General features: G+C 63.5%; 25 protein-coding genes. 18 read left to right on the forward strand and 7 right to left on the reverse strand.

The window, feature by feature from the left end; genetic code table 11:
* Nucleotides 1–55 precede the first annotated feature (55 nt).
* Nucleotides 56–1,852, reverse strand: coding sequence for an allophanate hydrolase (gene atzF / locus JQ558_RS30150; RefSeq protein WP_212296046.1), 1,797 nt, complete (start codon nucleotides 1,850–1,852; stop codon nucleotides 56–58).
* Nucleotides 1,853–2,118: 266 nt separating this feature from the next.
* Complete coding sequence (locus JQ558_RS30155) at nucleotides 2,119–2,610, reverse strand: MarR family transcriptional regulator (RefSeq protein WP_212296075.1); 492 nt, start codon at nucleotides 2,608–2,610, stop codon at nucleotides 2,119–2,121.
* A gap of 175 nt (nucleotides 2,611–2,785) precedes the next feature.
* Between JQ558_RS30155 and JQ558_RS30160 the strand changes: the two genes are divergently transcribed.
* On the forward strand, nucleotides 2,786–4,651 hold the full coding sequence (locus JQ558_RS30160) for a feruloyl-CoA synthase (protein WP_212296047.1): 1,866 nt from the start codon (nucleotides 2,786–2,788) through the stop codon (nucleotides 4,649–4,651).
* A 3-nt stretch (nucleotides 4,652–4,654) separates the two neighbouring features.
* On the opposite strand, the gene JQ558_RS30165 is transcribed toward JQ558_RS30160, so the two are convergent.
* Nucleotides 4,655–5,185, reverse strand: coding sequence for a MarR family winged helix-turn-helix transcriptional regulator (locus JQ558_RS30165; RefSeq protein WP_212208868.1), 531 nt, complete (start codon nucleotides 5,183–5,185; stop codon nucleotides 4,655–4,657).
* Nucleotides 5,186–5,297: 112 nt separating this feature from the next.
* Between JQ558_RS30165 and JQ558_RS30170 the strand changes: the two genes are divergently transcribed.
* Nucleotides 5,298–6,512: an ABC transporter substrate-binding protein gene (locus JQ558_RS30170; protein ID WP_212208867.1), complete on the forward strand. Its 1,215-nt coding sequence runs from the start codon at nucleotides 5,298–5,300 to the stop codon at nucleotides 6,510–6,512.
* Nucleotides 6,513–7,011: 499 nt separating this feature from the next.
* On the opposite strand, the gene JQ558_RS30175 is transcribed toward JQ558_RS30170, so the two are convergent.
* Nucleotides 7,012–7,536, reverse strand: a complete 525-nt coding sequence (locus JQ558_RS30175) for a MarR family winged helix-turn-helix transcriptional regulator (protein WP_212208866.1) — start codon at nucleotides 7,534–7,536, stop codon at nucleotides 7,012–7,014.
* 85 nt (nucleotides 7,537–7,621) lie between these two features.
* On the opposite strand from JQ558_RS30175, the gene JQ558_RS30180 reads away from it, so the two are divergent.
* From JQ558_RS30180 to JQ558_RS30190, 3 genes are read left to right on the forward strand one after another with little or no spacing between them, the layout of a single operon-like run.
* On the forward strand, nucleotides 7,622–8,833 hold the full coding sequence (locus tag JQ558_RS30180; protein WP_212296048.1) for a cytochrome P450: 1,212 nt from the start codon (nucleotides 7,622–7,624) through the stop codon (nucleotides 8,831–8,833).
* 8 nt (nucleotides 8,834–8,841) lie between these two features.
* On the forward strand, nucleotides 8,842–9,165 hold the full coding sequence (locus JQ558_RS30185; protein WP_212208864.1) for a 2Fe-2S iron-sulfur cluster-binding protein: 324 nt from the start codon (nucleotides 8,842–8,844) through the stop codon (nucleotides 9,163–9,165).
* 56 nt (nucleotides 9,166–9,221) lie between these two features.
* A complete protein-coding gene (locus JQ558_RS30190; protein WP_212208983.1) occupies nucleotides 9,222–10,436 on the forward strand; it encodes an ABC transporter substrate-binding protein in 1,215 nt (404 codons plus the stop codon).
* A gap of 170 nt (nucleotides 10,437–10,606) precedes the next feature.
* Here JQ558_RS30190 and JQ558_RS30195 read toward each other — a convergent pair whose 3' ends face one another.
* Entirely contained in the window at nucleotides 10,607–11,881 is a 1,275-nt protein-coding gene (locus JQ558_RS30195) for an NAD(P)/FAD-dependent oxidoreductase (RefSeq protein ID WP_212296049.1), read from the reverse strand.
* Nucleotides 11,882–12,115: 234 nt separating this feature from the next.
* On the opposite strand from JQ558_RS30195, the gene JQ558_RS30200 reads away from it, so the two are divergent.
* Together JQ558_RS30200 and JQ558_RS30205 are read left to right on the forward strand one after the other, a co-directional pair.
* Nucleotides 12,116–12,445 (forward strand): hypothetical protein, encoded by a 330-nt coding sequence (locus JQ558_RS30200; protein WP_212296050.1) that lies wholly within the window; start codon nucleotides 12,116–12,118, stop codon nucleotides 12,443–12,445.
* Nucleotides 12,442–13,338: a sigma-70 family RNA polymerase sigma factor gene (locus tag JQ558_RS30205; protein WP_212296051.1), complete on the forward strand. Its 897-nt coding sequence runs from the start codon at nucleotides 12,442–12,444 to the stop codon at nucleotides 13,336–13,338. The genes JQ558_RS30200 and JQ558_RS30205 overlap by 4 nt, the downstream gene beginning before the upstream one ends.
* Before the next feature lie 42 nt (nucleotides 13,339–13,380).
* Here the strand turns inward: JQ558_RS30205 and JQ558_RS30210 are convergent, their stop codons facing one another.
* Entirely contained in the window at nucleotides 13,381–14,139 is a 759-nt protein-coding gene (locus JQ558_RS30210) for a GntR family transcriptional regulator (RefSeq protein WP_249142700.1), read from the reverse strand.
* Nucleotides 14,140–14,223: 84 nt separating this feature from the next.
* On the opposite strand from JQ558_RS30210, the gene JQ558_RS30215 reads away from it, so the two are divergent.
* The 10 genes from JQ558_RS30215 to JQ558_RS30255 all read left to right on the forward strand — a co-directional run bounded on the left by JQ558_RS30215 (nucleotide 14,224) and on the right by JQ558_RS30255 (nucleotide 22,578).
* A complete protein-coding gene (locus JQ558_RS30215) occupies nucleotides 14,224–15,351 on the forward strand; it encodes a cupin domain-containing protein (RefSeq protein WP_212296052.1) in 1,128 nt (375 codons plus the stop codon).
* 10 nt (nucleotides 15,352–15,361) lie between these two features.
* Nucleotides 15,362–15,649: a hypothetical protein gene (locus JQ558_RS37525; protein ID WP_249142701.1), complete on the forward strand. Its 288-nt coding sequence runs from the start codon at nucleotides 15,362–15,364 to the stop codon at nucleotides 15,647–15,649.
* Nucleotides 15,559–16,272, forward strand: coding sequence for a fumarylacetoacetate hydrolase family protein (locus tag JQ558_RS37530; RefSeq protein WP_312015050.1), 714 nt, complete (start codon nucleotides 15,559–15,561; stop codon nucleotides 16,270–16,272). Before JQ558_RS37525 ends, JQ558_RS37530 begins: the two co-directional genes overlap by 91 nt.
* A 15-nt stretch (nucleotides 16,273–16,287) precedes the next feature.
* Nucleotides 16,288–16,941 (forward strand): flavin reductase family protein, encoded by a 654-nt coding sequence (locus JQ558_RS30225; protein ID WP_212296053.1) that lies wholly within the window; start codon nucleotides 16,288–16,290, stop codon nucleotides 16,939–16,941.
* Between the two features lie 293 nt (nucleotides 16,942–17,234).
* Nucleotides 17,235–18,407: an ABC transporter substrate-binding protein gene (locus JQ558_RS30230; protein WP_212208857.1), complete on the forward strand. Its 1,173-nt coding sequence runs from the start codon at nucleotides 17,235–17,237 to the stop codon at nucleotides 18,405–18,407.
* Between the two features lie 123 nt (nucleotides 18,408–18,530).
* A complete protein-coding gene (locus JQ558_RS30235) occupies nucleotides 18,531–19,445 on the forward strand; it encodes a branched-chain amino acid ABC transporter permease (protein ID WP_212208856.1) in 915 nt (304 codons plus the stop codon).
* Nucleotides 19,442–20,389: a branched-chain amino acid ABC transporter permease gene (locus tag JQ558_RS30240; RefSeq protein ID WP_212296054.1), complete on the forward strand. Its 948-nt coding sequence runs from the start codon at nucleotides 19,442–19,444 to the stop codon at nucleotides 20,387–20,389. Before JQ558_RS30235 ends, JQ558_RS30240 begins: the two co-directional genes overlap by 4 nt.
* Nucleotides 20,382–21,149 carry an ABC transporter ATP-binding protein gene (locus JQ558_RS30245; protein ID WP_212274192.1) on the forward strand — a complete coding sequence of 256 codons (768 nt, stop codon included), beginning with the start codon at nucleotides 20,382–20,384 and terminating at the stop codon, nucleotides 21,147–21,149. The genes JQ558_RS30240 and JQ558_RS30245 overlap by 8 nt, the downstream gene beginning before the upstream one ends.
* Nucleotides 21,142–21,855, forward strand: coding sequence for an ABC transporter ATP-binding protein (locus tag JQ558_RS30250; protein ID WP_212296055.1), 714 nt, complete (start codon nucleotides 21,142–21,144; stop codon nucleotides 21,853–21,855). The genes JQ558_RS30245 and JQ558_RS30250 overlap by 8 nt, the downstream gene beginning before the upstream one ends.
* A 120-nt stretch (nucleotides 21,856–21,975) precedes the next feature.
* Nucleotides 21,976–22,578, forward strand: coding sequence for a trans-aconitate 2-methyltransferase (locus JQ558_RS30255; protein WP_212296056.1), 603 nt, complete (start codon nucleotides 21,976–21,978; stop codon nucleotides 22,576–22,578).
* Nucleotides 22,579–22,749: 171 nt separating this feature from the next.
* Here JQ558_RS30255 and JQ558_RS30260 read toward each other — a convergent pair whose 3' ends face one another.
* On the reverse strand, nucleotides 22,750–22,998 hold the full coding sequence (locus tag JQ558_RS30260; RefSeq protein ID WP_212296079.1) for a hypothetical protein: 249 nt from the start codon (nucleotides 22,996–22,998) through the stop codon (nucleotides 22,750–22,752).
* Between JQ558_RS30260 and JQ558_RS30265 the strand changes: the two genes are divergently transcribed.
* On the forward strand, nucleotides 22,991–24,721 hold the full coding sequence (locus tag JQ558_RS30265; RefSeq protein ID WP_249142702.1) for a glycosyl hydrolase family 17 protein: 1,731 nt from the start codon (nucleotides 22,991–22,993) through the stop codon (nucleotides 24,719–24,721). The two genes, JQ558_RS30260 and JQ558_RS30265, sit on opposite strands and share 8 nt — an antisense overlap.
* Nucleotides 24,722–24,735: the final 14 nt, after the last annotated feature.

The following is a 24,735-nucleotide window of genomic DNA, read 5'->3' on the forward strand; positions in this document are numbered from 1 at the left end:
TCCTGCATGCCGTACGATGATGGGTATCGCTGCGCTCCACCCATCCTACGAAGCTTTACACCGCCGCCTTCTGCGCCATGAACGCCCGCCAGCCGCCGGACGCTGAAATATCGCGAGCGCCTGTAACAGCCGCCGGTTCGACCAAAAATCCCTTCACGCCGCGGCCGTCCGCGAGACGAATGGTACCGATCGACAGCGGCGGCGGAATCGCGGCGACGAACTTTCCGAACGCCGCCGCCGACAGCGCCCAGAGTTCGAGCTTGATCTGCGATCCCGCGCCAGCCTCGACGCGCAGCATGCCGGGTTTTGGCGGCGTGGTGTCGAGCGCATAGAGCCTGTAGTCCGGCGCGGTCGAGGTTTCCTCCAGCAGGCGTCCGCCGAGTGACGTCAGCTCGCCGTTCAGCGCCATGCCGGATAGATGCGCGCCGACCGCCGCGATTGCGATTTCGTCGCCGCTGAGTTGTGGCGAGGGCGCTGCGAGCGGCGGCTGCGTCAGGCCCTTGGCGCCCATCTTCAGTCCAGTGTGGGCATGGAAGGCGCGGCCGATGCTGGCGAGCTGCGCGTCGTGGCCGGTCGGCGCGAGCAGCGTGATGCCGAACGGGATGCCGTCCGGCCGCATCGCCGCCGGCAATGCCAGCCCGCAGAGATCGAGCAGATTGACGAAATTGGTGTAGGTGCCGAGCCTGGAATTGAGCTCGATCGGATTGGCCAGCACCTGCGCCGTTGAATAGGAGGTTGGCGCCGTCGGCAGCACCAGCGCGTCGATGTCGGTAAAGGTGCGCTCGGCGACGCGCCGCAGCGCCTGCAAACGATAGAGCGCCGCGAAGGTATCGGCCGCGGTCGGCCGCGCGCCGGCCATGGTGATCTCGCGCGTGACGGGATGAATCGCATCCGGCGACGATGCCAGGAGATCGCGGATCACGAGAAAACGTTCGGCGACCCACGGTCCCTCATAGAGCAGCCGCGCGGTCTCATAAAACGGTTCGAGATCGAATTCGACCAGGGTTGCGCCGAGTGAGGTCCAGCGCTTCAGCGCTTCGCCATAGGCCTGCTCCGACTCACGGTCGCCGAAGAAGACCAACTGACCGCTGCGGGGAACGCCGAGCCGCAACTCTCCGGAAAACGCGGTGACCGCGCCGAGCGGCCGGTCGCGTGAAAACGGATCGGCGTCATCGGGGCCGGCCATCGCTGATAGCGCCGTCACGGCATCGTCCACCGTGAGCGCAAACACCGAAATGCAATCCAGCGTCCGGCAGGCCGGCACCAGCCCGGCATTGGAGATCAGCCCGAGGCTCGGCTTCAACCCGACGATGTTGTTGAGCATCGCCGGCACACGGCCACTTCCGGCGGTGTCGGTGCCGAGCGCCAGCGGCACCAATCCGGCTGACACCGCGACTGCCGATCCCGAACTCGATCCGCCCGGAACGAGATCGGCGCGGATCGGATTTGTCGGGATGCCATAGGGCGAGCGCACGCCGACGAGGCCGGTCGCGAACTGGTCGAGATTGGTCTTGCCGACGATGATGGCGCCGGCCGCGCGCAGCTTTGCGACCGCGGTCGAGTCCTGCGTCGGCGAATAAGAAAACGCCGGGCAGGCGGCCGTGGTCGGCAGGCCCAGCGCGTCGATATTGTCCTTCACCGCGACCGGCACGCCCAGCAGCGGAAGCGTCGCCGGATCCTTTGCGCTCAGCGCTTGCGCCTCCGCCAGCGCGTCCCTTTCGTCGCGCAGGGAGATGAACACGGCCGGATCGTTGTGGTCGCGGATGCGCTGATAGCTGCGCGCGACGGTTTGCGCCGGCGTCATGGTGCCGGCGCGGTGCGCGGCGACGATCGCAGCAACGGTTTCAGTCAATTGATGCCCCGTCCTGGGTTGGCTGAGGTCAGTCACGGTCGACTTACCAAAGCGAGGAGTTCCGTCCGGATTGAAGCAAGTGATGTGCCATTGTGTACAATTAGGGATGCAACCCAAGACACGGCAATAACTCTGCAATGTTCGTGGGTTAGTTGCCTTGTCGGAAAACGAGGCGTGTCCGCGGTCCAAGCGCGGCGCCTTGCCTCTGCCTAATTTGTAGGCGGCATTGTCAGTTGTGGGGCTTGGAGTTCGTCGCGCCCGCGCGCTCAGGTGAACGCCGCCAGAATCCGGAGCAGGTGCTCCCGATTCGCGGCCCCGATCTTCTCGGCGACGTGACGCTCGTGTTCGGCCGCGAGCAGCTTGAACTGCCGCAGCGATGCCTCGCCCCGCCCGGTCAGGTGCAGCGCGTGGGAACGGCGGTCGGTCCTGGATTGGACGCGCCGCACCAGCTTGCGATCTTCGAGACTGTCCAGCAGGTGCACCAGCCGGGCGCGCTCGATCCCGAGCCGCTTGGCGACCGCCATCTGGCTCAGGCCCGGATTGGCACCGATCACCGTCAGCACCGAATATTGCGTCGGCTTGATATCGACCGCCGCCAGCGTCCGGATGAAGTCCTGAAAGATCCAGATCTGGAAGCGCCGCACCGCGTAGCCGGCATGGCCGACCAGCCCGTCGAGGCCGACCTCGATATCCTGCTCCCGGTGGCGTGCCTTGCCATTTCCGCCGCGCTTGTCGTTCGCGGAAACGGGGGTTTTCAAGGCTGGTTGGGTCGCTCTGCTGGACACATGCTTCTCCCCGCGTCGCTCTCCTTCTAGCGCTTTGCGGCCGGGAAGGAAATATTGTTGTTGACGACAACAATTGTTGTGACCAACAATATGCGCAAGAGCGGCCCAAAGAGGCCGGCGGCAGACGGGCCGCGCGAGGAGGAAACCGATGACGACAGCCGCCGCCACAGGCCGCGACCCATCCGAAGCGCTGTTCGCGAGGCCTGCGATCTCTGCCGATCGCCGCGCGGACGGCAGCATCATCCTGAAATCGACGGTGCCGCTGAAGCCAGGCGCGCGCTGCGTCGGCGATTGGCTGGAACATTGGGCCCGGCAGACGCCGGAGCGGATTTTTCTTGCCGACCGCAAGACGCCGGATGCGCCGTGGAACAAGGTCACTTATGCCGGTGCATTGCGGCAGGTTCGCTCGGCTGCGGCGTGGATTCTGGCGCAGGGGCTGAGCGCGGAACGGCCCTTGGTGATCCTGTCCGACAACAGCGTCGACCATGCATTGTTCGCGCTGGCCGCCCAGCATGTCGGCGTGCCCTCGGCGGCGATCTCGCCGGCCTATTCGCTGATGTCGAAAGATTTCGACAAGCTCAAGGGCATGATCAAGCTGCTCGGGCCCGGCGCGATCTATGTCTCCAGCGCCAAGCCATTCGCGGCGGCGCTCGCGGCGATTGCACCGCTGCACTCGGCTGCGATCGTCAGCAGCGATTCCAGCGATAGCGATGTGATCCCGTTCCGCTCGGTTGCGGCGACGCCGGAAACGCCCGCCGTTGAAACAGCCTTCAAGGCCGTGACGCCGGACACGATTGCAAAGTTCCTGTTCACCTCGGGTTCGACCGGCACGCCGAAGGCTGTGATCAACACCCAGCGCATGCTGACCTCGAGCCAGCAGGCCAAGGCGCAGACCTGGACGTTCCTCGAGGCGGCGCGCGACGATCTCGTGATTCTCGACTGGCTGCCGTGGAGCCACACGTTCGGCGCCAACCACAATTTCAATCTGGTGCTGCGCAATGGCGGCACGCTCTATGTCGACGGCGGCAAGCCGGCGCCGGGGCTGTTCGCGACGTCGCTGGCGAACCTGCGCAGCGTGATTCCGACGGTGTATTTCAACGTGCCGCGCGGTTTTGATATGCTGATCGCGGCGCTCCGCAGTGACGACGAGTTGTGCGGCAAGTTTTTCAGCGAGGTGAAGTTCGCGTTCTATGCGGGTGCCGCGCTGCCGCAGAATCTCTGGGATGCGCTGGAGGAACTCTCGATCAAAACCAGCGGCCGCGCGTTGCCGATGGTATCGGCCTGGGGCTCGACCGAAACCTCGCCGCTCGCGACCGACTGCCATTTCCAGGCCAGGCGCTCCGGCAATATCGGCGTGCCGATATCAGGGACAGAGCTGAAGCTGGTACCGTCAGGCGACAAGCTCGAAGTGCGGGTGCGCGGACCGAATGTCACGCCGGGCTACTGGAAGGCGCCGGAACTCACCGCGCAGGCATTCGATGCGGAAGGCTTTTATTTGATCGGCGATGCCGTGACCTTTGCCGATCCTGAGCGACCAGAACTCGGATTGTTTTTCGACGGCCGCGTCGCCGAGGATTTCAAGCTCAACTCCGGCACCTGGGTCAATGTCGGCACGCTGCGCGTTGCGGGAATCGCGGCATTGGCGCCGCTGGCGCAGGACATTGTCGTTACCGGCCACGGCGGCGATGAAGTGCGTTTTCTGGTGTTCCCCAACATCGCCGCTTGTCGTGCCCATGCCGGTCTGCCCGACAGCGCCGCCGCCGACGAGGTCATCGGTCACGAAAAAGTTCGCGCCGCGATCGGGCAGGGCCTCGCCAAACTGAAAGCGCAGGGCGGCAACTCATCCGGCCACGCCACGCGCGCGTTGCTTCTGGCCGAACCTGCCTCCGTCGATGGTGGCGAGATCACCGACAAGGGCTACATCAACCAGCGCGCGGTGCTGACCCGGCGGGCAGGCGCGGTAGCGACGCTGGACGACGGCGCGTCGACCGAGTGGATCGGCTGCGCCGGCTAGATATCAAGCGATTTCGCTTCGCGAAAGTTCGCGCCGGTAGGCCTCGACCAGCCGCGTCAGCATGTGAAGAAATGCCGCCCTCTCTGGCTTGCTGAGCGGGGCGAGCGTCTGTTCATTGAAGATCTCGCCAGCCCGGCTTGCCTCATCGGCCCGTCTTTGCCCGGCCGCGCTGAGCGAAAGCTCGACCGCGCGCTTGTCGCGGGACGATCGCTTGCGCCTCACGATGCCGGCCTCTTCCATGGCAGACAGGATCTTCACGAGGTTGGGCAGCTGCATCTTGAGCACGGCGGCGAGTTCGCTCTGCGTCACGGCCTCGTTGTCGCGCACGGTCATGAGGATGGAATATTCCACCGGCGACACTTCCAGCGCCTGGAAGTGCCGGAAGAAAGCTTCGAAATTCAAGAGCTGCAGGATCCGGATCATGAACCCGGGCGTCTGCTGTAACGCGCTCAGATCGAGCGACTTTTTCTTGTCATCGGCGGTTTCAACCAGCGGGGATTTTTTCGCCGCGGCGCGGCTGCGGGTCTTTTGCATTTGTTCGGTGATTCCCGGTCGAGATTGACTCTCCGAAAAATACTTATATTATATAAGTAATTTCGGCAGCGTGAAGATTGCCTTTTGGAGTTGTAAACACAGGGAGGTCCGGATGGGTCATGTTTTTTCGCGGCTGAAGACGCCGCTGGTTGCTGCGGCCGCGGTCCTGCTCGTCTCGGGCGCGCAGGCGCAGGAAAAAGTCCGCATCGGTATCCTGAACGATCAGTCCGGCGTGTTCGCGACCTACCAGGGCATCGGCTCGGTGGTCGCGGCGCAGATGGCGGTCGAGGATTACGGCGGCAAGGCCGCCGGCAAGGTCGTGGAGGTGGTCGCGGCCGATCACCAGAACAAGCCTGACATCGGCGTCGGCATCGCGCGGCGCTGGTATGAAAACGAAAGCGTCGATGCGATCTTTGATCTGCCGAACTCGGCGATCGCGCTCGCGGTCGCCGGCATCAGCGAACAGAAAAACAAGGTGTTCATCGGCTCCGGCGCCGGAACCGTGCTGCTGACCGGCGCGAAATGCACCCCCAACACCGTACACTGGACCTACGACACCTACGCCTATGGCCACGGTCTCGGCAAGGCGGTGGTGGCGAAGGGCGGCAAGAAATGGTTCTTCCTGACCGCCGACTATGCGTTCGGTCACGATCTCGAAAAGCAGGCGATGGAAGCGGTCAAGGCCGCCGGCGGCGAGGTGGTCGGCGCCGTCCGCCATCCGCTGGGGACGGCGGATTACGCCTCCTTCCTGCTGCAGGCGCAAGGCTCGGGTGCTGATATCGTCGGCATCGCCAATGCCGGCGACGACACCATTACGTCGATGAAGCAGGCGGCCGAATTCGGCCTCACCCAGAAGCAGAAGCTGGTCGGCCTGATCCTTGGCATGAACGGGTTGCCGGCGCTGACGCTGAAGGCGGCACAGGGCGCGCAGATCATGAATCCGTTCTACTGGGATCTGAACGACGGCACCCGCCGCTTCGCCGCAAAGTTTGCCGAGCGCCACCCGCAGAAGAACTATCCCAACGACATGCAGGCCGGCGTCTATGCCTCGGTGATTCACTACCTCAAGGCCGTCGACAAGGCCGGCGGCGCCACCGACGGCAAGGCCGTTGTCGAAGCGATGAAGGTGATGCCGACCGACGATCCCCTGTTCGGCAAGGGCTTCATTCGCGCCGACGGCCGAAAGATCCATCCGCTCTATCTGCTCGAGGTCAAGAAGCCCGATGAGTCGCAGTCGAAATGGGACCTTTTGAAAGTGGTCGGCACGATCAAGGGCGAGGATGCATTCCGGCCCGAGAAGGACGGCGGCTGTCCGCTGTCGAAATAGACGGCGCGCCGTAGCGCGCGATCATCGTCAGGGTCTGGCCCAAAAGCAGTCAGTACTTTCGCTTTCTCGTCATGGCCGGGCTTGTCCCGGCCATCCACGTCTTTCTTGCTTAATGGATGCAAAGACGTGGATGCCCGGCACCCGTCTCCGCCAGGGCTTCGACGGGGCCACGAGTGGTCGGCCCGCCGAAGCTCTAGCGAAGGCGGCAAGGCCGGGCATAACGAGCGCCGCCATAATAACCCGTTCATCGATTCCCCCAGCTCGCAAAGCGGCCAAAGTTCCCGACCAACCATTTCGTTGCCTTAGCAACACTCTATTGTTGCCACGGCAACTAATTCGTGACAGTCTCGCGATCAATGATGGCCACAGAAGCAGCCCAGCTGCCGGGTCTCGCAGGGAGGTATGGATGCCCGAAAGCAAAGGCGGGTCACGGAACGCCGCCGCTTCATACGCGGCGCGGATCGCCGCGCATCACATGAAATGGCCGTTGCTGGGCCGCCTACGGGCCACCGACGCCCTTGACGGCATCGAGATTGCCGTGGACGCGGCGCAGCAGGTCGATCAGCACTTCCCGCTCGTCCTTGCGCAGGACGGACAGCAGCCGTCGTTCGCGTTCAAGCGCGGCGACGATGACCTTGTCGTGGGTCGCGCGTCCCTTCGCGGTCAGCGATATCGAATGGGTGCGTCCGTCGTCCGGGGCGGTCCGGATCGCGACCAGGCCGCGTTTCTGCAGCATCGACAGGGTGCGGCTGACCGGCCCCTTGTCGAAGCCGATCACGTGGCAGATCCGCGAGGCCGGGATGCCGGGCTCGATCGCCAACAGCGACATGATCCGCCATTCCGTGACGTTGACGCCGAAATTGCGCTGATAGAACGCGGTGGCGCTGTTCGAGAGCTTGTTGGCGATGAAGGTGATGAACGCCGGAACGTAGCGCTCGAGATCGAGGGTCGGGCCGTCATCGGCGTCTGCGACCTCCACCGGTCTCGGCCGGCGCGCATTCCTGGCGGGTGGTTGACTGCTCATGTCCCTGATCATCGCTGCAAACGCTAGGCTTGAGAGATAGAGACATGCGCCAGCGCTTTACAAGAACAAACTTTGGGAGGTCGGAATGAGTGCATCAGGCTTCACGCCATCGGCAGGCGTGCCGCATATGGACATCGATCCGTTCTCGATCGAGTTCTTCGAAGACCCGCATCCCGCCCACGAGGTGCTCCGGGAAGCCGGGCCGGTCGTTTGGTTCGACAAATGGAAGGTCTACGGCGTCGCCCGCCATGCCGAGGTCCATGCCGTCCTCAACGATCCCCTGACCTTCTGCTCCAGCCGCGGCGTCGGCCTCAGCGACTTTGCGAAGGAAAAGGCCTGGCGGCCGCAAAGCATCATCCTGGAGGCCGATCCGCCGGAACATGCGCGCACGCGGGCGGTGCTGAGCCGGGTGCTCTCGCCGACGGTGATGAAGCAATTGCGCGGCAGCTTTGTCGCAGCCGCCGAATCCCGGGTGGAAGCGCTGCTCGCCAAAGGCAGCTTCGACGCCATCGCAGACCTCGCCGAGGCCTATCCGCTGTCCGTGTTTCCCGATGCGCTCGGGCTCAAGCCGGAGGGGCGCGAAAACCTGCTGCCCTATGCGAGCCTCGTCTTCAATTCGTTCGGGCCGCCGAACCAGCTGCGCCAGGACGCGATCGAACGCTCCGCGCCGCATCAGGCCTATGTCGCCGAACAATGCCAGCGCGAAAATCTCGCGCCCGGCGGTTTCGGCGACAGCATCCATGCCCGCGCCGATGCCGGCGACATCACGGCGGCGGAAGCGCCATTGCTGGTGCGCTCGCTGCTCAGCGCCGGCCTCGATACCACAGTCAACGGCATCGGCGCGGCGGTCTATTGCCTGGCGCGTTTTCCCGATCAATGGGCGCGGCTGCGGAGTGACCCGACGCTGGCGCGCAACGCCTTTGAGGAGGCGGTGCGGTTCGAAAGCCCGGTGCAGACGTTCTTCCGGACCACGACACGGGACGTCGAAATCAGCGGGTCGCGGATCGGCGAGGGCGAGAAAATCCTGATGTTCCTCGCCGCCGCCAACCGCGATCCGCGGCGATGGGACCGGCCTGACGAATATGACGTCACGCGCAAGACCAGTGGCCATGTCGGCTATGGCTCCGGCATCCACATGTGCGTCGGCCAGCTGGTCGCGCGGCTGGAAGGCGAGGCGGTGCTTTCGGCGCTGGCCAAACGGGTCAGCGCGATCGAGATCACGGGACCGGCGACGCGCCGTTTCAACAACACGCTCCGCGGCCTCGAAAGCCTGCCCGTGTCAATCAAAGCAGTGTGAGCCTGATCATGCCGACCATCATTTTCAATCGCCCCGACAACCGTTCCGAACGCGTCGACGCGAGCGCCGGCGACAGCGTCATGCAGGTCGCAACCACGCACGGCGTCGACGAGATCGTGGCCGAGTGCGGCGGCAACGCCATGTGCGCGACCTGCCATGTCTATGTCGATGAAGGCTGGATCGCGCGGCTCGCGCCGATGAGCGAGGAGGAGGATGAGCTGCTCCACGGCGTCGCCGCCGAGCGGCTGCCAAACAGCCGGCTGTCCTGCCAGATCAAGATCACGCCGGAGCTCGACGGCCTCGTCGTGCGGCTGCCGGACCGGCAGATCTGAATTCAAACCCGGCGCAGTCCGGGAACAACAACGATCACATCGATAGGGAGAGAATGATGAAGAATATCAGGGTCTATCTGGCGCTCGCGCTATCCTGCGCCGCGTTCGGACCGGCGCGGGCGGAGATTTCCGAAAATGTCGTCCGGGTCGGCGTGCTCAACGACATCTCCGGCATCTTCCAGGACACCAACGGCATGGGGTCGGTGGAAGCCGCGCGCATGGCGGCGGAAGATTTTGGCGGCGGCGGCAAGAACATCAAGGTCGAGATCGTCTATGCCGATCACCAGAACAAGGCTGACGTCGGTCAGGGGATCGCGCGCAAATGGCTCGATGTCGAGGGTGTCGATGCCATTGTCGACGTGCCGAACTCGGCGGTCGGGCTCGCCATCAATGCGCTGGTGCGGGACTCCCGCATGACGTTCCTGGCGTCATCGACAGCGAGCTCTGACCTGACCGGCAAGGCCTGTTCGCCCAACACCATTCAATGGGTCAACGACGCCTGGGCCACCGGCAACACCACAGCGGCGGCGATGATGGGGCGCGGTGGCAAGGACTGGTACTTCGTCACGGTCGACTATGCGCTCGGCAAGGGCATCGAGGCCGAAGCCACCAACTACATCGAAAAGAATGGCGGCAAGGTGCTGGGCTCGAGCAAGCATCCGCTCGGCACGTCGGACTTCGCCTCGTTCCTGCTGCAGGCGCAGAGCTCCAAGGCCAAGGTGATCGGCCTTGCCAATGCCGGCGGCGACACAATCAATGCGGTCAAGCAGGCCAATGAGTTCGGCATCCAGCAGAGCGGCCAGACCATGGTGGCGTTCCTGTTGTTCGTCAACGACGTGCACGGCATGGGATTGAAGATCGCGCAGGGGCTGCAACTGCTGGAGGCGTTTTACTGGGACATGGATGACGACACCCGCGCGTTCGCAAAGCGCTTTGCGGCGCGGCCGGGCATGAACGGCAAGATGCCGAGCGGCAACCAGGCCGGCGTCTATGCCTCCACGCTCGCTTATCTCAACGCGGTGGCGGCGACCGGCAGCGACCATGCCAAGGACGCCGTGCCGCAGATGAAAAAGTTCAAGGGCAAGGACAAGTTGTTCGGCGACGTCACCATCCGCCAGGACGGCCGCGTCATCCACCCGATGTATCTGTTCGAGGTGAAGAAGCCGGCGGAGTCGAAATATCCGTATGATTATTACAAGCTGGTATCGACGATCCCGGCCGATCAGGCGTTCCGGCCGATGGCGGACGGCGGGTGTTCATTGGTGAAGTGAGGGTCGCGCCGTCGCGGTTTCTTACCTCACCCCGCTGCGGGGAGAGGTCGGATCGCATCGCAGATGCGATCCGGGTGAGGGGGTACAGGTCTCACGAGTGACGTCACTCTTGGAGAGAGCCCCTCACCCCGACCCTCTCCCCGCAAGAGCGGGGCGAGGGAGAAGATCGCTCACCCCGTCACCTTGCTGCTCCCTTGCGTGATCAGCCGCGCCGCTCGCTGATTCCTGGCGTGGATCCAGAGCCAGCTCATGGCGACGCTGAGCCGGTGGCGCAGGCCGATCAGGAAATAGATGTGGGCGATGCCCCAGATCCACCAGGCGAGATTGCCGCGCAGCTTCATCCAGCCGAAATCGATCACCGCCTTGCGCTTGCCGATCTGCGCCAGGCTGCCGGCATGTTTGTAGCGGAACGGTGGCAGCGTCCCGCCGCCGAGCCGCGCCTTGATGAGGGCAGCGACGTAGCGGCCCTGTTGCTTGGCCGCCGGCGCAATGCCGGGCACCGGATTTCCGCTCGCATCTGCAATCGTTGCGGTGTCACCCACAGCGAAAATATCGGGATGGCCGGGCACTGTCAGGTCCGGCTTTACCTGCACGCGATAGGCGCGATCGGCGGGCGCGCCCAGCCATTCGGCCGCGCGTGAGGCACGTACGCCCGCGGCCCAGATGATGGTTTTCGCGTCGAGCCTGGTGTCGCCATAGACCACGCCATCGATGCTGCATTCCGTCACCGGCTTTCCCAGCATCACTTCGACGCCGAGGCCCTCGAGTGAGGTTTGCGCGTAGGCCGAGAGATCGTCGGGAAAGCCCGCGAGCACGCGAGGACCTGCCTCGATCAGCACCACGCGCGCCTTGCTGGTGTCGATGTTGCGGAAATCCTTCGGCAGCGTGTCCCTGGCGAGGTCGGCGATGGTGCCGGCGAGTTCGACGCCGGTGGGGCCTGCGCCGATGATGACGAAAGTCAGCAGCGCGGCGCGCCGCGCCGGATCGGTTTCGCGCTCGGCGCGCTCGAAGGCGACCAGGATGCGCCGCCGCAGCGTGGTGGCGTCCTCCAGCGTTTTCAGCCCGGGTGCGAACGGTTCCCATTCGTCGTGGCCGAAATAGGCGTGACGCGCACCGGTGGCAAGGATCAGCGTGTCATAGGGCAGTGCCTCGCCGTCATCGAGCAGCACGCGCTTGCCCGCGGCGTCGACGCCATTGACGTTGGCGAACAGCGTCGTGACATCGGGCCGGTCGCGCAAGAGGTAACGGATCGGCCAGGCGATCTCGGAGGTCGCCAACGATGCGGTGGCAACCTGATAGAGCAGCGGCTGGAACAAATGGTGGTTGCGCCGGTCGATCAGCGTGATTTTGACAGGTGCGCCGGCTAGCCCGAAGGCGGCTTCCAGCCCGCCGAAACCGGCGCCGACGATCACCACGTGGTGCTGATTTTTCGGCACTGTCGTCATGGAATCCGGCCTCGGTTCGAGATGTCTCCGTGCCCTCATTATGTAGTTATTTGTGCACTGCTTCCAAGAGAAGCTTCAAGCCGTGTTTGCCAATCGACCGATAGCGAAAGCGCATCGTGAGGGATGAAACACATGGCCGAAAATATTCTTTTCGAGCCTGCATCCTTTGCCCACCGCCAGACGTCCTTGGGTCGAGCTGCCAGGTTCTGCAGCACCCACGCCATGGAGAAGCACATGAAACGGACCCTGATCAGGTATAAAACAAAACCTGAAATGACCGAGAAGAACGCCGAACTGGTCGCCGCGGTGTTTGCCGAACTGAAGGCGCTGCAGCCGGAGGGCGTCCGTTATCTCTCGCTGCGGCTGGAAGACGATACGTTCATCCATTTCGTTGAGACCACGGCCGATGATGGCGCCAGCGCGTTGCCCAAACTGGCATCGTTTGCCGCCTTCCAGAGTGGTATTCGGGAGCGTTGCGCTGAACCGCCGCTGGCGCGCGCCGTTACCATCGTCGGCAATTATCGGATGCTGGGCGAGATATCAGCTCTTCGGAAGCGCGAATGACAGAGTTACCTGAAGCCTCGCCAGCCGCGACGGATATCGATGCGCTTCTGGTCGCGCTGCGGCCAAAACTGCATCGCTATTGCGCTCGCATGGTGGGTTCGGTGATCGACGGCGAGGACGTACTGCAGGACGCGCTGATCAAGGCGGTGGAAGCCTTGTCAGCCCCTAGAGCGTTTTCCAGCGGCAATCCCGAGGGTTGGCTGTTCCGGCATGCACACAACACCGCGCTGGACTTTTTGCGTAGGCGCAAGCGCCAGGAGGCGCTTTTTTCGGGGGAGGAGGCGGAGATGATGGCCGACCAGCTCGATGCCGTGACAAGCCGCCAGATCGCGAACGCCAGTCTGCGCACCTTCATGCGCCTCAATGTGACGCAACGCTCATCCGTGATCCTGATGGATGTGCTCGGATATTCGCTGGCGGAAATCTGCGCTGTCATGGACGTGAGCCTTGCCGCGGCCAAGGCCGCGCTGGTTCGCGGCCGCGCACAACTTCGAAAATATGCCGATGAGCCTGACGATGCGCCGCAGCCGAAATTGTCCGACGCCGATCGCAAGCGGCTCGGCGCTTATGTCGCCCATTTCAATGCGCGGGATTTCGACGCCATCCGCGCCATGATTGCGGATGACGTACGGCTCGATCTCGTCAACAAGGCCCGCATGACCGGCAAGGCCGAAGTGTCGCGTTACTTCGGCAACTATTCCAAAGTCAGCGACTGGCATCTGGTGCCTGGCCTGGTGGAGGGGCAACCGGCGGTTCTGGTGTTCGATCCGAACGAGCCCAACTCGAAGCTGAAATACTTCATGCTGCTGAACTGGTCGGCCGACAAGGTCGCCACCATCAGGGATTTCCGCCACGCGCCTTACGTCATCGATGGGGCTGAATATCAGGTTTGAGCAACTCTGCGCGCGTTCTGGACCAGCGCAAACGGATGACCGTTACGCTGACGACGGCCACGCGGTCGACGCCTCGATGATGTCTGCGGTTCGCCGGTAATGCTCGGCCAGGTAACGCACGGCATCTTCGCTGCGGCGTAGCGCGGCGTCCATGATTTGCTGATGTTCGGCGGCAACGTCGCGCGCCGACGTTCCCGCCACCGGGCCGACCAGGCATGGCAGCCGGTAGCGCTGGGTTTCGACATAGAGCTGGTCTGCCAGGTCGAGCAGCCGCGGCGACCGGCAATGGGCGATCAGCGCCCGATGGAATTGATAGTGCCGCTCGTCCATCGCATGCATGTCGACGGCGTCCACCTCGCCGGAGAGGCGCAACTGCCGTTCGGCCTGCAGGCTGAGCGCATGGAAGGCGGCCACGATGCCGGCTTCCCAGTCATCGTCGCCGTCCTGCATCGATCGGCGCAGCGCTTCGGATTCGATCAGGATGCGGGTTTCCGTCGCGTCCTTCATTTCCTCGCGCGACAGCGGCGCGACGGAAAAGCCGCGCAGCGCCGTCGAGAACACCAGACGCTCGGACTGCAGCCGCATCAACGCCTCGCGCAGCGGCGAGAAGCTCAGGCCATAGCGCTGCTTCAGCGCTTCGAGCCGCAGCGGCTTGCCCGCGCCGAGCACACCGGAGACGATATCGGTGCGCAGACGCTGATAGGCCACCTCGCTCAATGTTCCGGGCTCGCCAGCTCCTTCACTGACGATCCGGCGGTCGCCTGCCACGCCGGCCATTTTTCCTGCTTTCGCGGCCACCATTACGGATTCGATTTCTTTCGAAAATTTTCTATTGCTTCGAAGATATATCTCATTTTATATGATTGGCAACCCAGGGAGAGCGAAATGGCAACAGGACGCCGCGAAAACCACCGGGAAGACGTCGCCGGGCGCGCCAATGTCGAGGACACCCCGGAGCTGCTCGCCTATTACGACGAGCTGGAAAATCTGGACGCGGGTGCGCTGTGGACGGTCGCCAACAAGATCGAGCCCTGGCAGCCGAAATCGTCATCCGTCCCCGTGCTCTGGCGCTATGAGGACCTGCGCCGGCATGTGCTGCGGTCCGTCGAACTGGTGTCTCCCGAAAAGGCCGGCCGCCGCGTCATCTATCTGAACAATCCCGGTCGCCGTGATCATGCCGCCGCCGTGGGCTGGCTGTATTCCGGTCTGCAGGTGATGCACCCCGGCGAGGTCGCCTCCGCCCATGCCCATTCGGCCTCGGCGCTGCGCTTCATCATGGAAGGCGAGGGCGCCTACACCATTGTCGATGGCCACAAGCTCACGCTCGGCGCCAATGATTTCGTGCTGACGCCCAATGGCACGTGGCACGAGCATGGCGTCGCCAGCGAAGGCACGCCGTGCATCTGGCAGGACGGTCTCGACATCCCGCTCGTGAACACGCTCGAAGCCAATTTCTACGCGGTGCATCCGAAGATGCAGCAGGAGGTTGGTTATCCCGTCGACGACATGACGCATGCCTGGGGCAATCCCGGCTTGCGTCCTGCGGGCGCGGAATGGACGCGCGGATATTCACCGCTCCTGAAATACGAGTGGGGGCCGACCTACGAGGCGCTGCAGCGCTACGGCAAGGCCTCCGACGGCTCGCTTTATGACGGCGTGCTGATGAACTACGTCAATCCCGTCACCGGCGGTCCTGTGATGCAGACGATCGGTGCGTCGATGCAGATGCTGCGGCCCGGCGAGGCCACCAAGGCCCATCGTCACACCGGTAGTTTCATCTACCAGGTGGCGAAGGGAAGCGGTCACTCGATCATCGACGGCAAGCGCTTCGAATGGAAGGAGCGCGACATCTTCTGTGTGCCGTCCTGGTCCTGGCATGAGCATGTCAACGGATCTGCCAGCGACGATGCCTGCCTGTTCACCTTCAACGATCTGCCTGTGATGCATGCCCTCGGCCTGTATCGCGAGGAAGCCTATGGCGACAATCAAGGCCGGCAGCCGCTGACATCTTAAGGATCCAACCATGCGTCTTGTTACCTACCGCGCCAACATCGAGGCGGCGGCCCGCCTCGGTGCCATCGTCGATGACCTGGTCGTGGACGTCGAGCGGATCGGCGCGCATGCCGGCACAGCATTGCCATCCTCGATGCTCGATCTGATCGATCTCGGGCCGCCGGCAACGATGGCGCTGAAGAAGATTTTAAGCGATCATGCAAGCCAGTGGCCGGTGGGCGCCGCGCTGCCGCTGGCCAATGTCAAGCTGCTGGCGCCGATCCCGCGGCCGCGCAAGAACATTTTCGGGTCGGGCTGAACTATGTCGAGCACGTTGCGGAATCGTCGCGCGCGCTGGACACCGCGAAGGAATTGCCGAAGCAACCGATCATCTTTTCAAAACCTCCGACCAGCGTGATCGGGCCCAATGAGGCCATCGAGCACAACCGGACCATCACGCAGCAACTCGATTGGGAAGTCGAACTCGCCGTCGTGATGGGGCGAACGGCGCGCCGGATCCCGGAAGCGCAGGCCCTCGATTTCGTTTTCGGCTACAGCGTGATGATCGACGTCAGCGCCCGCGACAACCGCCGCGCCGGGCAGTGGCTCTATTCCAAGGGCCAGGACACCTATGCGCCGTTCGGTCCGTGCATCGTGACGGCAGATGAAATCGGCGATCCGCACGCGCTCGATCTCTGGCTCACGGTGAACGGCGTCGAGAAGCAGCGCTCCAACACCCGCCACATGCTGTTCAAGGTGCCGCTGCTGATCTCGGACATTTCGGCCGCGATCACGCTCGAGCCGGGCGACATCATCGCGACCGGTACGCCCGATGGCGTCGGCGCGGGGCGGACGCCGCAGGAATGGCTGTGGCCTGGCGATGTCGTCGAAGCGGAAGTGGCCGGCATCGGCCGGCTGCGCCATCCAGTCGTGGCGGTCTGAGCACGGGGGCCGGCGATGCTGTTCGACATGGAGACGCTGGAGGCCCAACAACGCTACAAGATATTGACGGCGACGGTGACCCCGCGGCCAATCGCCTGGGTGACGACACTTTCCGAAGATGGCGTCGTTAATGCAGCTCCCTACAGCTTCTTCAACGTGTTGGGGCACGAGCCGCCGACGCTGGCGATCGGGCTGCTCGCCGGGCCGGGGCGCTTCAAGGATACCGCGACGAATATTCTCGCGACCGGAGAGTTCGTGGTGAACCTCGTGTCCGAACAGAACGCCGCGGCCATGAATGTCACCTGCATCGATGCGCCGCCCGAAATCGATGAACTCGCGCTGGCGGGCCTCACCGCCGCCCCGTCACATGCGATACGGCCGCCGCGCATTGCGGAGTCCCCGGTTTCCTTCGAATGCCGGGTGCTGAGTTCGATGGTGACCGGACCGCGCCAGACGGCGGTGATCGGCCGCATCCTCCGCGCCCACGTCGAAGATTCCGCGGTTCAGGACAAAGCGCGCTGCTATATCGATACGCCTGCGCTGCAGTTGATCGGCCGCATGCACGGCAGCGGCTGGTACGCCCGCTGCACCGATCTGTTCCAGCTCGACCGGCCGAGCTGGGCGGAGTGGCGACGAAACGCCGCGCCCCAACCGGATCAGGCGCCATGAACATGATGGCGCACGCTGTCTCTTCCGATCGTGCCGCGGCCGAGCCTGCGACATTTGTTGCCCCGGCAACCGGAACTATAGTTCTTGCCTTCGGCGCCGTCTGCGAATTATGGTGCAGGCCGCTGGGGTATGGGCCGAAGGTTCTAATCGGAGCGTTCGGTTCGTGCTTGCTGCGGGCCGGAGATTTCGCGCACAAAATATCCGGGCTTACCGGGATCATACGAAGGCGCAGGCCTCGAACGGCAGCCGCATTGGCTGGCGTAACAAAATAGATAATGAGGAGGGGAGTGAATATGAAAAAGACATTCTGGCTGGCGGGCGCAATGGCTCTGGCGCTGGCGCAGCCCGCGCTTGGCGCCGACAGCATCAAGATCGGTTTCGTCTCGACCTTCAGCGGCCCCACGGCTGCGATCGGCAACGACATGCGCAACTCGTTCGAACTGGCGCTCGACCATCTGGGCCGCAAGATGGACGGCAAGCCGGTCGAGGTGATCTATGAGGACGACGGCCAGAAGCCGGATGTCGGCAAGCAGAAGACCGAAAAGCTGATCCAGTCCGACAAGGTGGATTTCATCGTCGGCTACATCTGGTCGAACGTGCTGCTGGCCTCGCTGAAGACCGCGGTCGATTCCAAAACGTTCCTGATCTCGGCCAATGCCGGTCCCTCGCAGCTCGCCGGCGAATTGTGCTCGCCTTACGTGTTCTCGACCTCCTGGCAGAACGACCAGACGCCGCAGGCGATGGGCACCTACATGAACCAGAAGGGCGTCAAGTCGGTGTTCCTGATCGGTCCGAACTATGCCGCCGGCAAGGACATGCTGGCCGGCGTCAAGAGCACGTTCAAGGGCCAGGTGGTCGGTGAGGAATACACGGTGTGGCCGAGCCAGCTCGACTTCTCCGCCGAACTCACCAAGGCCAAGAACTCCAAGGCCGAGTCGATCTTCGTGTTCTATCCGGGCGCTGCCGGCGTGCAGTTTCTCAATCAGTACGCTCAGGCCGGCATCAAGGCGCAGATCCCGCTCTATACGGCGTTCACCATCGACGAATTGTCGCTGCCGCTGCAGAAGGAGAACGCGCTCGGCGTTCCCGGCGCCCAGCAATGGGTCAACGACCTGCCGAACCCCGAGAACAAGAAGTTCGTCGAGGACTACCGCAAGAAATATCCGAACCTGCGCCCGACCTTCTATGGCGCGCAATCCTATGATGCCGCGCAGCTGATCAACAGCGCGGTGGTTGCGGTCAAGGGCGACGTGACGAAGAAGGACGCGATGAAGGCCGAGATGGAGAAAGCCAACTTCAAATCGGTGCGCGGTCCGTTCAAATACGGCAAGAACCATATTCCGATCCAGAACTTCTATCTGCAGGACGTGGTCAAGGATGCCGATGGCCAGCTGGCGCTGAAGACGGTGGCCACCATCGTCAAGGACAGCCAGGACGGCTTCCATGATAAATGCCCGATGAAGTGATCGGGTACTTCCGGCACATGATCTGTCGCGGTATGAGTGTTTCGGCGAAGATCATCGCCCAATAAAAATAGCGGCGGCGCAACGGCGCTGCCGCTGTTTTGTTTCGAGCTTTAGGGGTCGAGCTTGGTTCTTGTCGAACAATCGCTGAATGGGTTGCAGTTCGGCCTGCTGCTGTTCCTGCTGGCGGCCGGCCTGACGCTGGTGTTCGGCATCATGGACTTCGTCAATCTGGCGCACGGCTCGCTCTACATGATGGGCGCCTATTTCGCCGCGACGTTCACCGCCTGGACCGGAAGCTTCATCCTCGGCGTCCTGCTGGCGCTCGGCGCCACGCTGCTGCTCGGGATCGTGCTGGAGTTTGTCGCGCTGAGGCATCTCTACGGCCGTGACCACCTCGACCAGGTGCTGGCGACGTTCGGACTGATCCTGTTTTTCAATGACGCGGTGCGGCTGATCTGGGGTCCGGCCGGCCTTGCGCTGCCGCTGCCGGCCTGGCTGACCGTGCCGGTCCAGATCATCCCCGGCGTGTACTATCCGGCCTACCGGCTGTCGATCATCATCGTCGCGCTCGCGGTCGCTGCATTGCTTTATGTCGTGGTGATGCGGACCAAGATCGGCATGCTGATCCGCGCCGGCGCCTCCAACCGCGAAATGATCGGCGCGCTCGGCATCAACATCAAACTGCTGTTCACGCTGGTGTTCGGGCTTGGTGCGGCGCTCGCCGGCCTTGCCGGGCTGATGCAGGCGCCGATCCTCACCGTGCAGATCGGCATGGGCGAGAACATCCTCATCCTCGCCTTCGTCATCATCGTCATCGGCGGCATCGGTTCGATCCGCGGCGCGTTCCTCGCCGCGATCTTTGTCGGCATGATCGATACGCTCGGCCGCGCCTTCCTGCCTGATCTCCTGCGCATGGTGCTGAGCTCCGCCGCCGCCTCCACCGCCGCACCCGCGCTGTCGTCGATGCTGATCTATCTTTTGATGGCGATCGTACTGGTGGTGCGACCGGAGGGGCTGTTTCCGGCCGCCAAGCGATGAAATCACAGATCAATACAAGCAACGTCGTCGTGGCGCTGGTCGCTGCCGGACTGGTCGTGCTGCCGCTCTATTCGCAGCTCACCGGCAACATCTTCATCCTGACGCTGTTCACCCGCATCATCATCTTCGCGCTGGCCGCGGCCAGCCTCAATCTCATCATGGGCTATGGCGGCATGATGAGCTTCGGCCATGCCGCCTATCTCGGCATCGGCGGCTATGCGGTCGGCATCCTCGCCTTCGAAGGCATCGGCTCCGGCTTCATCCAGTGGCCGGTCGCGCTAGCCGTGTCGGCGCTGTACGCGCTCGTGATCGGCGCGCTCAGTCTGCGCACGCGCGGCGTCTATTTCATCATGATCACGCTCGCCTTTGCCCAGATGGCCTATTACATCGCCTCGGGCATGTCGCGTTACGGCGGCGACGATGGCCTGACCATCTACAAGCGCAGCACTTTCGGCGGCCTGATCGACCTGTCGAACCGCGTGCAGTTCTATTATCTCTGTCTGGCCTGCCTGTTCGGCGGCATCTACCTGATCTGGCGGATCATCAATTCGCGCTTCGGCCTGGTGGTGCAGGGCGTTCGTTCCAACGAGCAGCGCATGCAGGCGATCGGCTTCCACGCCAACCGCTACCGGCTGGTCTGCTTCGTCATCTCCGGCACCATCTGCGGCCTCGCCGGCGCGCTGCTCGCGAACAACACCGACTTCGTCAGCCCGGCCGGAATGTACTGGACCCGCTCCGGCGAGCTCATGGTGATGGTGGTGTTCGGCGGCATGGGCTCGTTGTTCGGTCCTGTGATCGGTACGATCTTCTTTCTGCTGCTGGAAGAACTGCTGTCGCAATTCACCGAATACTGGGCGCTGATCATGGGGCCGCTGCTGCTGCTGATCGTGCTGTTCGCGCGCGGCGGCATCATGGGCCTGCTCGGGAGGTTTAACCGTGGCTGATCCCTTGCTCCGCGTTGAAAATCTGGTGCGGCGCTTCGGCGGCATCCTCGCCACCGACAATCTGTCGCTCGATGTCATACCTGGCGAATTGCACGCCATCATCGGCCCCAACGGCGCCGGCAAGACCACGCTGATCAGCCAGCTGACCGGGCAGTTGATGCCGAACTCAGGCACCATTGTTTTCGGCGGCCGCGACGTCACCGCCCTGCCGTCCTATAAGCGCAGCCGGCTCGGGCTGGCGCGCTCGTTCCAGATCACGTCGCTGCTGCCGGATTTTACCGCGGCCGACAATGTCGCGCTCGCGGCGCAAGCCCATGACGGACACTCGTTCCGGTTCTGGGGCAATGCGCGCAAGGAAAGACCTCTGCGTGACGCGGCGCAGGCCGCGCTGACGCGGGTCGGGCTCGGGGCACGCGCCGACGTGCCGGTGTCCGAACTCAGCCATGGCGAACAACGCGAACTCGAGCTTGCGGTCGCGCTCGCCACAAAGCCGCAATTGCTGCTGCTCGACGAGCCGATGGCGGGACTTGGCGTCACCGAGTCGGCGCGCATGGTGGCGCTGCTGAAGGAACTGCGCAAGGAAGTCACCATCGTGCTGGTCGAGCACGACATGGAGGCGGTGTTCGCGCTCGCCGACCGCATCACCGTGCTCGTGTACGGCCGCGTCATCGCCTCGGGCGATCCCGATGCGATCCGCCACAACGACGAAGTCAAGCGCGCCTATCTCGGTGATCAGCACGTGGTGGTCGCTCATGGCTGAAACCCTTCTGGAAGTCGACGGTATCGAAACCTGCTATGGCCTCAGCCAGGTGCTGTTCGGCCTGTCGCTAAAGGTTCAGTCAGGTGAAATGGTCGCCCTGATGGGCCGCAACGGCATGGGCAAGACCACGACGATCCGCTCGATCATGGGCATGACGGGTGCGCGTGCCGGCACCATCCGTTTCGCCGGCGAGGAGGTGCGCGGCCTGCCGTCGTACAGAATCGCAAAACTCGGCATCGGCCTGGTGCCGGAAGGCCGCCAGATCTTTCCGAATCTCACCGTGTACGAAAACCTGGTCGCGGCTGCCGGCAATCGGGCGGGGAATTCCGATCCCTGGACCATCGAAAAAATCCACGCGCTGTTTCCCCGTCTCGCCGAGCGCGGCGGCAACATGGGCGTGACGCTGTCCGGCGGCGAGCAGCAGATGCTGGCGATCGGCCGCGCGCTGATGACCAATCCGCGATTGCTGATCCTCGACGAAGCCACCGAAGGCCTCGCGCCCCTAATCCGCGAGGAAATCTGGAGCTGCCTGTCGATGCTCAAGGGACGTGGGCAATCGGTGCTGGTGATCGACAAGAACGTCGCCAACCTCTCCCGCATCGCCGACCGGCATTACATCATCGAGCGCGGCCGCACGGTGTGGAGCGGCACGCCGGAGCAGTTGATCGCCGAGCCGGATTTGCAGCACCGGTATCTGGGGATTTGAGTTATCTCTGTCGTCGTCCCGGCCTAGTGCGCAATTGCGCACTAGGCCGGGACGACGACAAAGCGCGCGATTCAGCAAGGCCTCTTGCTTGGCCATAGCGCCTACTCCAAATTTGCCACCATGAACCCCGACGCCGACCGGATCATCAGACTCTGTCAACGCCACGCCCGCGCCTGGGCGCAGGACCGCGGCAACCGGTTGATGGAGCGCGCGTGGCTCGACCGGTTTCGCGCGCTGCTGCGCCCCGGAGCTGCCGTGCTCGACATCGGCTGCGGTTCAGGTGAGCCGATCGCCCGTTACCTCACCCAGCAGGGATGTCATCTCACCGGTGTGGATTCGTCGCCGGAACTGATCGCCCTGTGCACGACGTCTTTTCCGCATCTCGCGTGGCACGTCGCCGACATGCGCACGCTCTCGCTTGCGCGACGCTTCGACGGTCTGCTGGCGTGGGACAGCTTCTTCCACCTCTGTCCCGATGACCAGCGCCGGATGTTCGCCGTCTTCCGGCAGCATGCTGCGCCGCGCGCGGCATTGATGTTCACGAGCGGTCCGGCGCACGGCGAAGCGATCGGGAGCTACAGGGGCGAGCCGCTCTATCATGCCAGCCTGGACGCTGCCGAATACCGCGCGCTGCTCTGCGCAAATGGTTTCGACGTGGTGGCGCATGTCGTCGAAGATCCGGACTGTGGCGGTCATACCGTCTGGCTGGCGCAGCTCACCTAGAGTGGTCGGCTGGCCCACGCTGCGTGCAGGTCAGCCAGAACGAACACGGACACGCCAGGGGGCCCGGGATTGTTGGAAGATGACGAACGCTGGTATACTCTTTTTCGTCAAACTGACATGTTCCATCGGGGCCGCCTGCAATCAAACCCGCAAGCCGAATCGTGACCTCCATCAGGCCAAAGTATGTTTAGCAATATATTCAATTGCCTTCCTGTTGACCGGCAGGTTTTCACGATTGTCGGCGCCGCGACCACCGCGCCGCAATACGACGTTGAGCACCGCTTGCTCCTGATCTAGCCCAAGGCATTGCGCGATGTCCCTCGATGCTCCCACCGCGTTGCGATCTGGTTTGCCGACCCGGCCGACCGGCGCTTCCCGCAAGAGCGTGCCGCTGGCGCTTTTCCTTGTTTCGATGAGCATGATTGTTGCGGTCTGGTACTGGCTGGCGGCGCCGGTGCTGCTGGATCATGCGCTGATCGATCCTGCGAAGAAGCTCGACTGCGTGTCCTACGCGCCGTTCCGGAGCGGGCAGACGCCGTGGAATTCCGACATCATCATCAGTCCGGAGCAGATCGCGGAAGATCTCGGCCAGTTGGCCGGGATATCGAACTGCATCCGCACCTACTCGGTCGAGAACGGGCTCGACAGGGTGCCTCAGCTGGCGTCGAAGGTCGGGCTGAAAGTCATTCTCGGCATCTGGCTCGGACGCGACCGCGTGAAGAACACAACGCTGATCGACACTGCGGTATCGCTGGCCAAGGATTATCAGGGGACCGTGACCTCCGTCATCGTCGGCAGCGAGGTGCTGCTCCGCGGCGAAATGACGGTGGCAGACCTTCGCGAAATCCTCCGCTCGGTCAGGTCGCGTATCACGACGCCGATAACTTACGCCGATTCCTGGGATTACTGGCTGCGCTACCGCGAGATGGCGGCCGACGTCGATTTCGTCACGGTCCACATGTTGCCGTTCTGGGAAGATGAGCCGATCCGGGCCGAAAACGCGGCGGGGCATGTTATCGATATCTACCACAAGGTCGCGCGGGCGTTTCCCGGCAAGGAAATCCTGATCGGGGAGGCGGGCTGGCCGAGCAAGGGACGCATGCGGGAGGTCTCGCTGCCGTCACGCATCAATCAGGCCCGCTTCATTTCCGAACTGCTCGACCGGGCGGAGCGGGAAAAAATCCGCGTCAATGTGTTTGAGGCCTACGACGAGTCTTGGAAGCGCCAGTGGGAAGGCACGGTCGGCGCGCATTGGGGCCTTCTCGTCGGCGATAGCCGTCAGATCAAGCATGCGCACGGAGCGGCCGTCAGCAATTATCCGTTCTGGAAGCTGCAACTGGGAGCTGGCCTTGCTTTCGCCATTTGTGTCTTTGCCGTTGCATTGTTGACGCTTTGGCGTCGGCGGACGGCGACAGCATTGGCGCCGTGGCTGGCGGTGTCGGCTTGCGCGACGACGGGCGGAATCCTGCTGGGGCTCGGCGCCGAAAAGGCCGTTTACGAAAACTACGGCGTCGCAGGTCTGCTGAACCAGGGATGGCTTCTGACCGCGGCCATCGCGCTGCCGCTGCTGTGCGCCAACGCGTTGATGGCCGGACGGCCGTTGCCGTCGTTCCGGGAATTGCTCGGCCCGCGCGAGGGCTGGCCGTCATCAGTGCCTGCGCTGGTCCTGGGCGTTGTGATGATGGTCACCACGCTGATCACAGTAGAGGTCGCGCTCGGCCTCGTGTTCGATCCGCGTTCGCGGGATTTCCCGTTTGCCAGCGTGGCCATGGCGGCTGTGCCGGTCTGGATGGTGGCGCTGCTCTGCCGTCGAAAGTCAGACGACGGCGTCACCGCCGAGATGGCGTTCGCCGGCCTGCTCGCGGCGGCTGCGCTTTTCCTCTTGTTCAATGAGGGTGTTCACAACTGGCAGTCGCTGTGGACAGCGGTGGCATTTCTCCTGTTTGGCGCCGCGCTGTGGCCGCCGCGTTTCGTTGCCGTGTGGAGCGCGCTACCGAACATGCCGTTCGTCTTCCGGAAGACGCTTCGCAAGCAACAACTCGCCGTACAACCGGTCGCCGTCGCTTCCCTGCCGCCGCCAAAGCCGCAGGCCGCCGCCGGCGGCTTTGTTGCGGCGACGTCAAAGGTCGAATGCGACAAATAGCTTTGTGCTGAAGA

Origin of the sequence: Bradyrhizobium sp. AUGA SZCCT0160 (assembly GCF_018130105.1) — a bacterium.
Classification (GTDB): Bacteria; Pseudomonadota; Alphaproteobacteria; order Rhizobiales; family Xanthobacteraceae; genus Bradyrhizobium.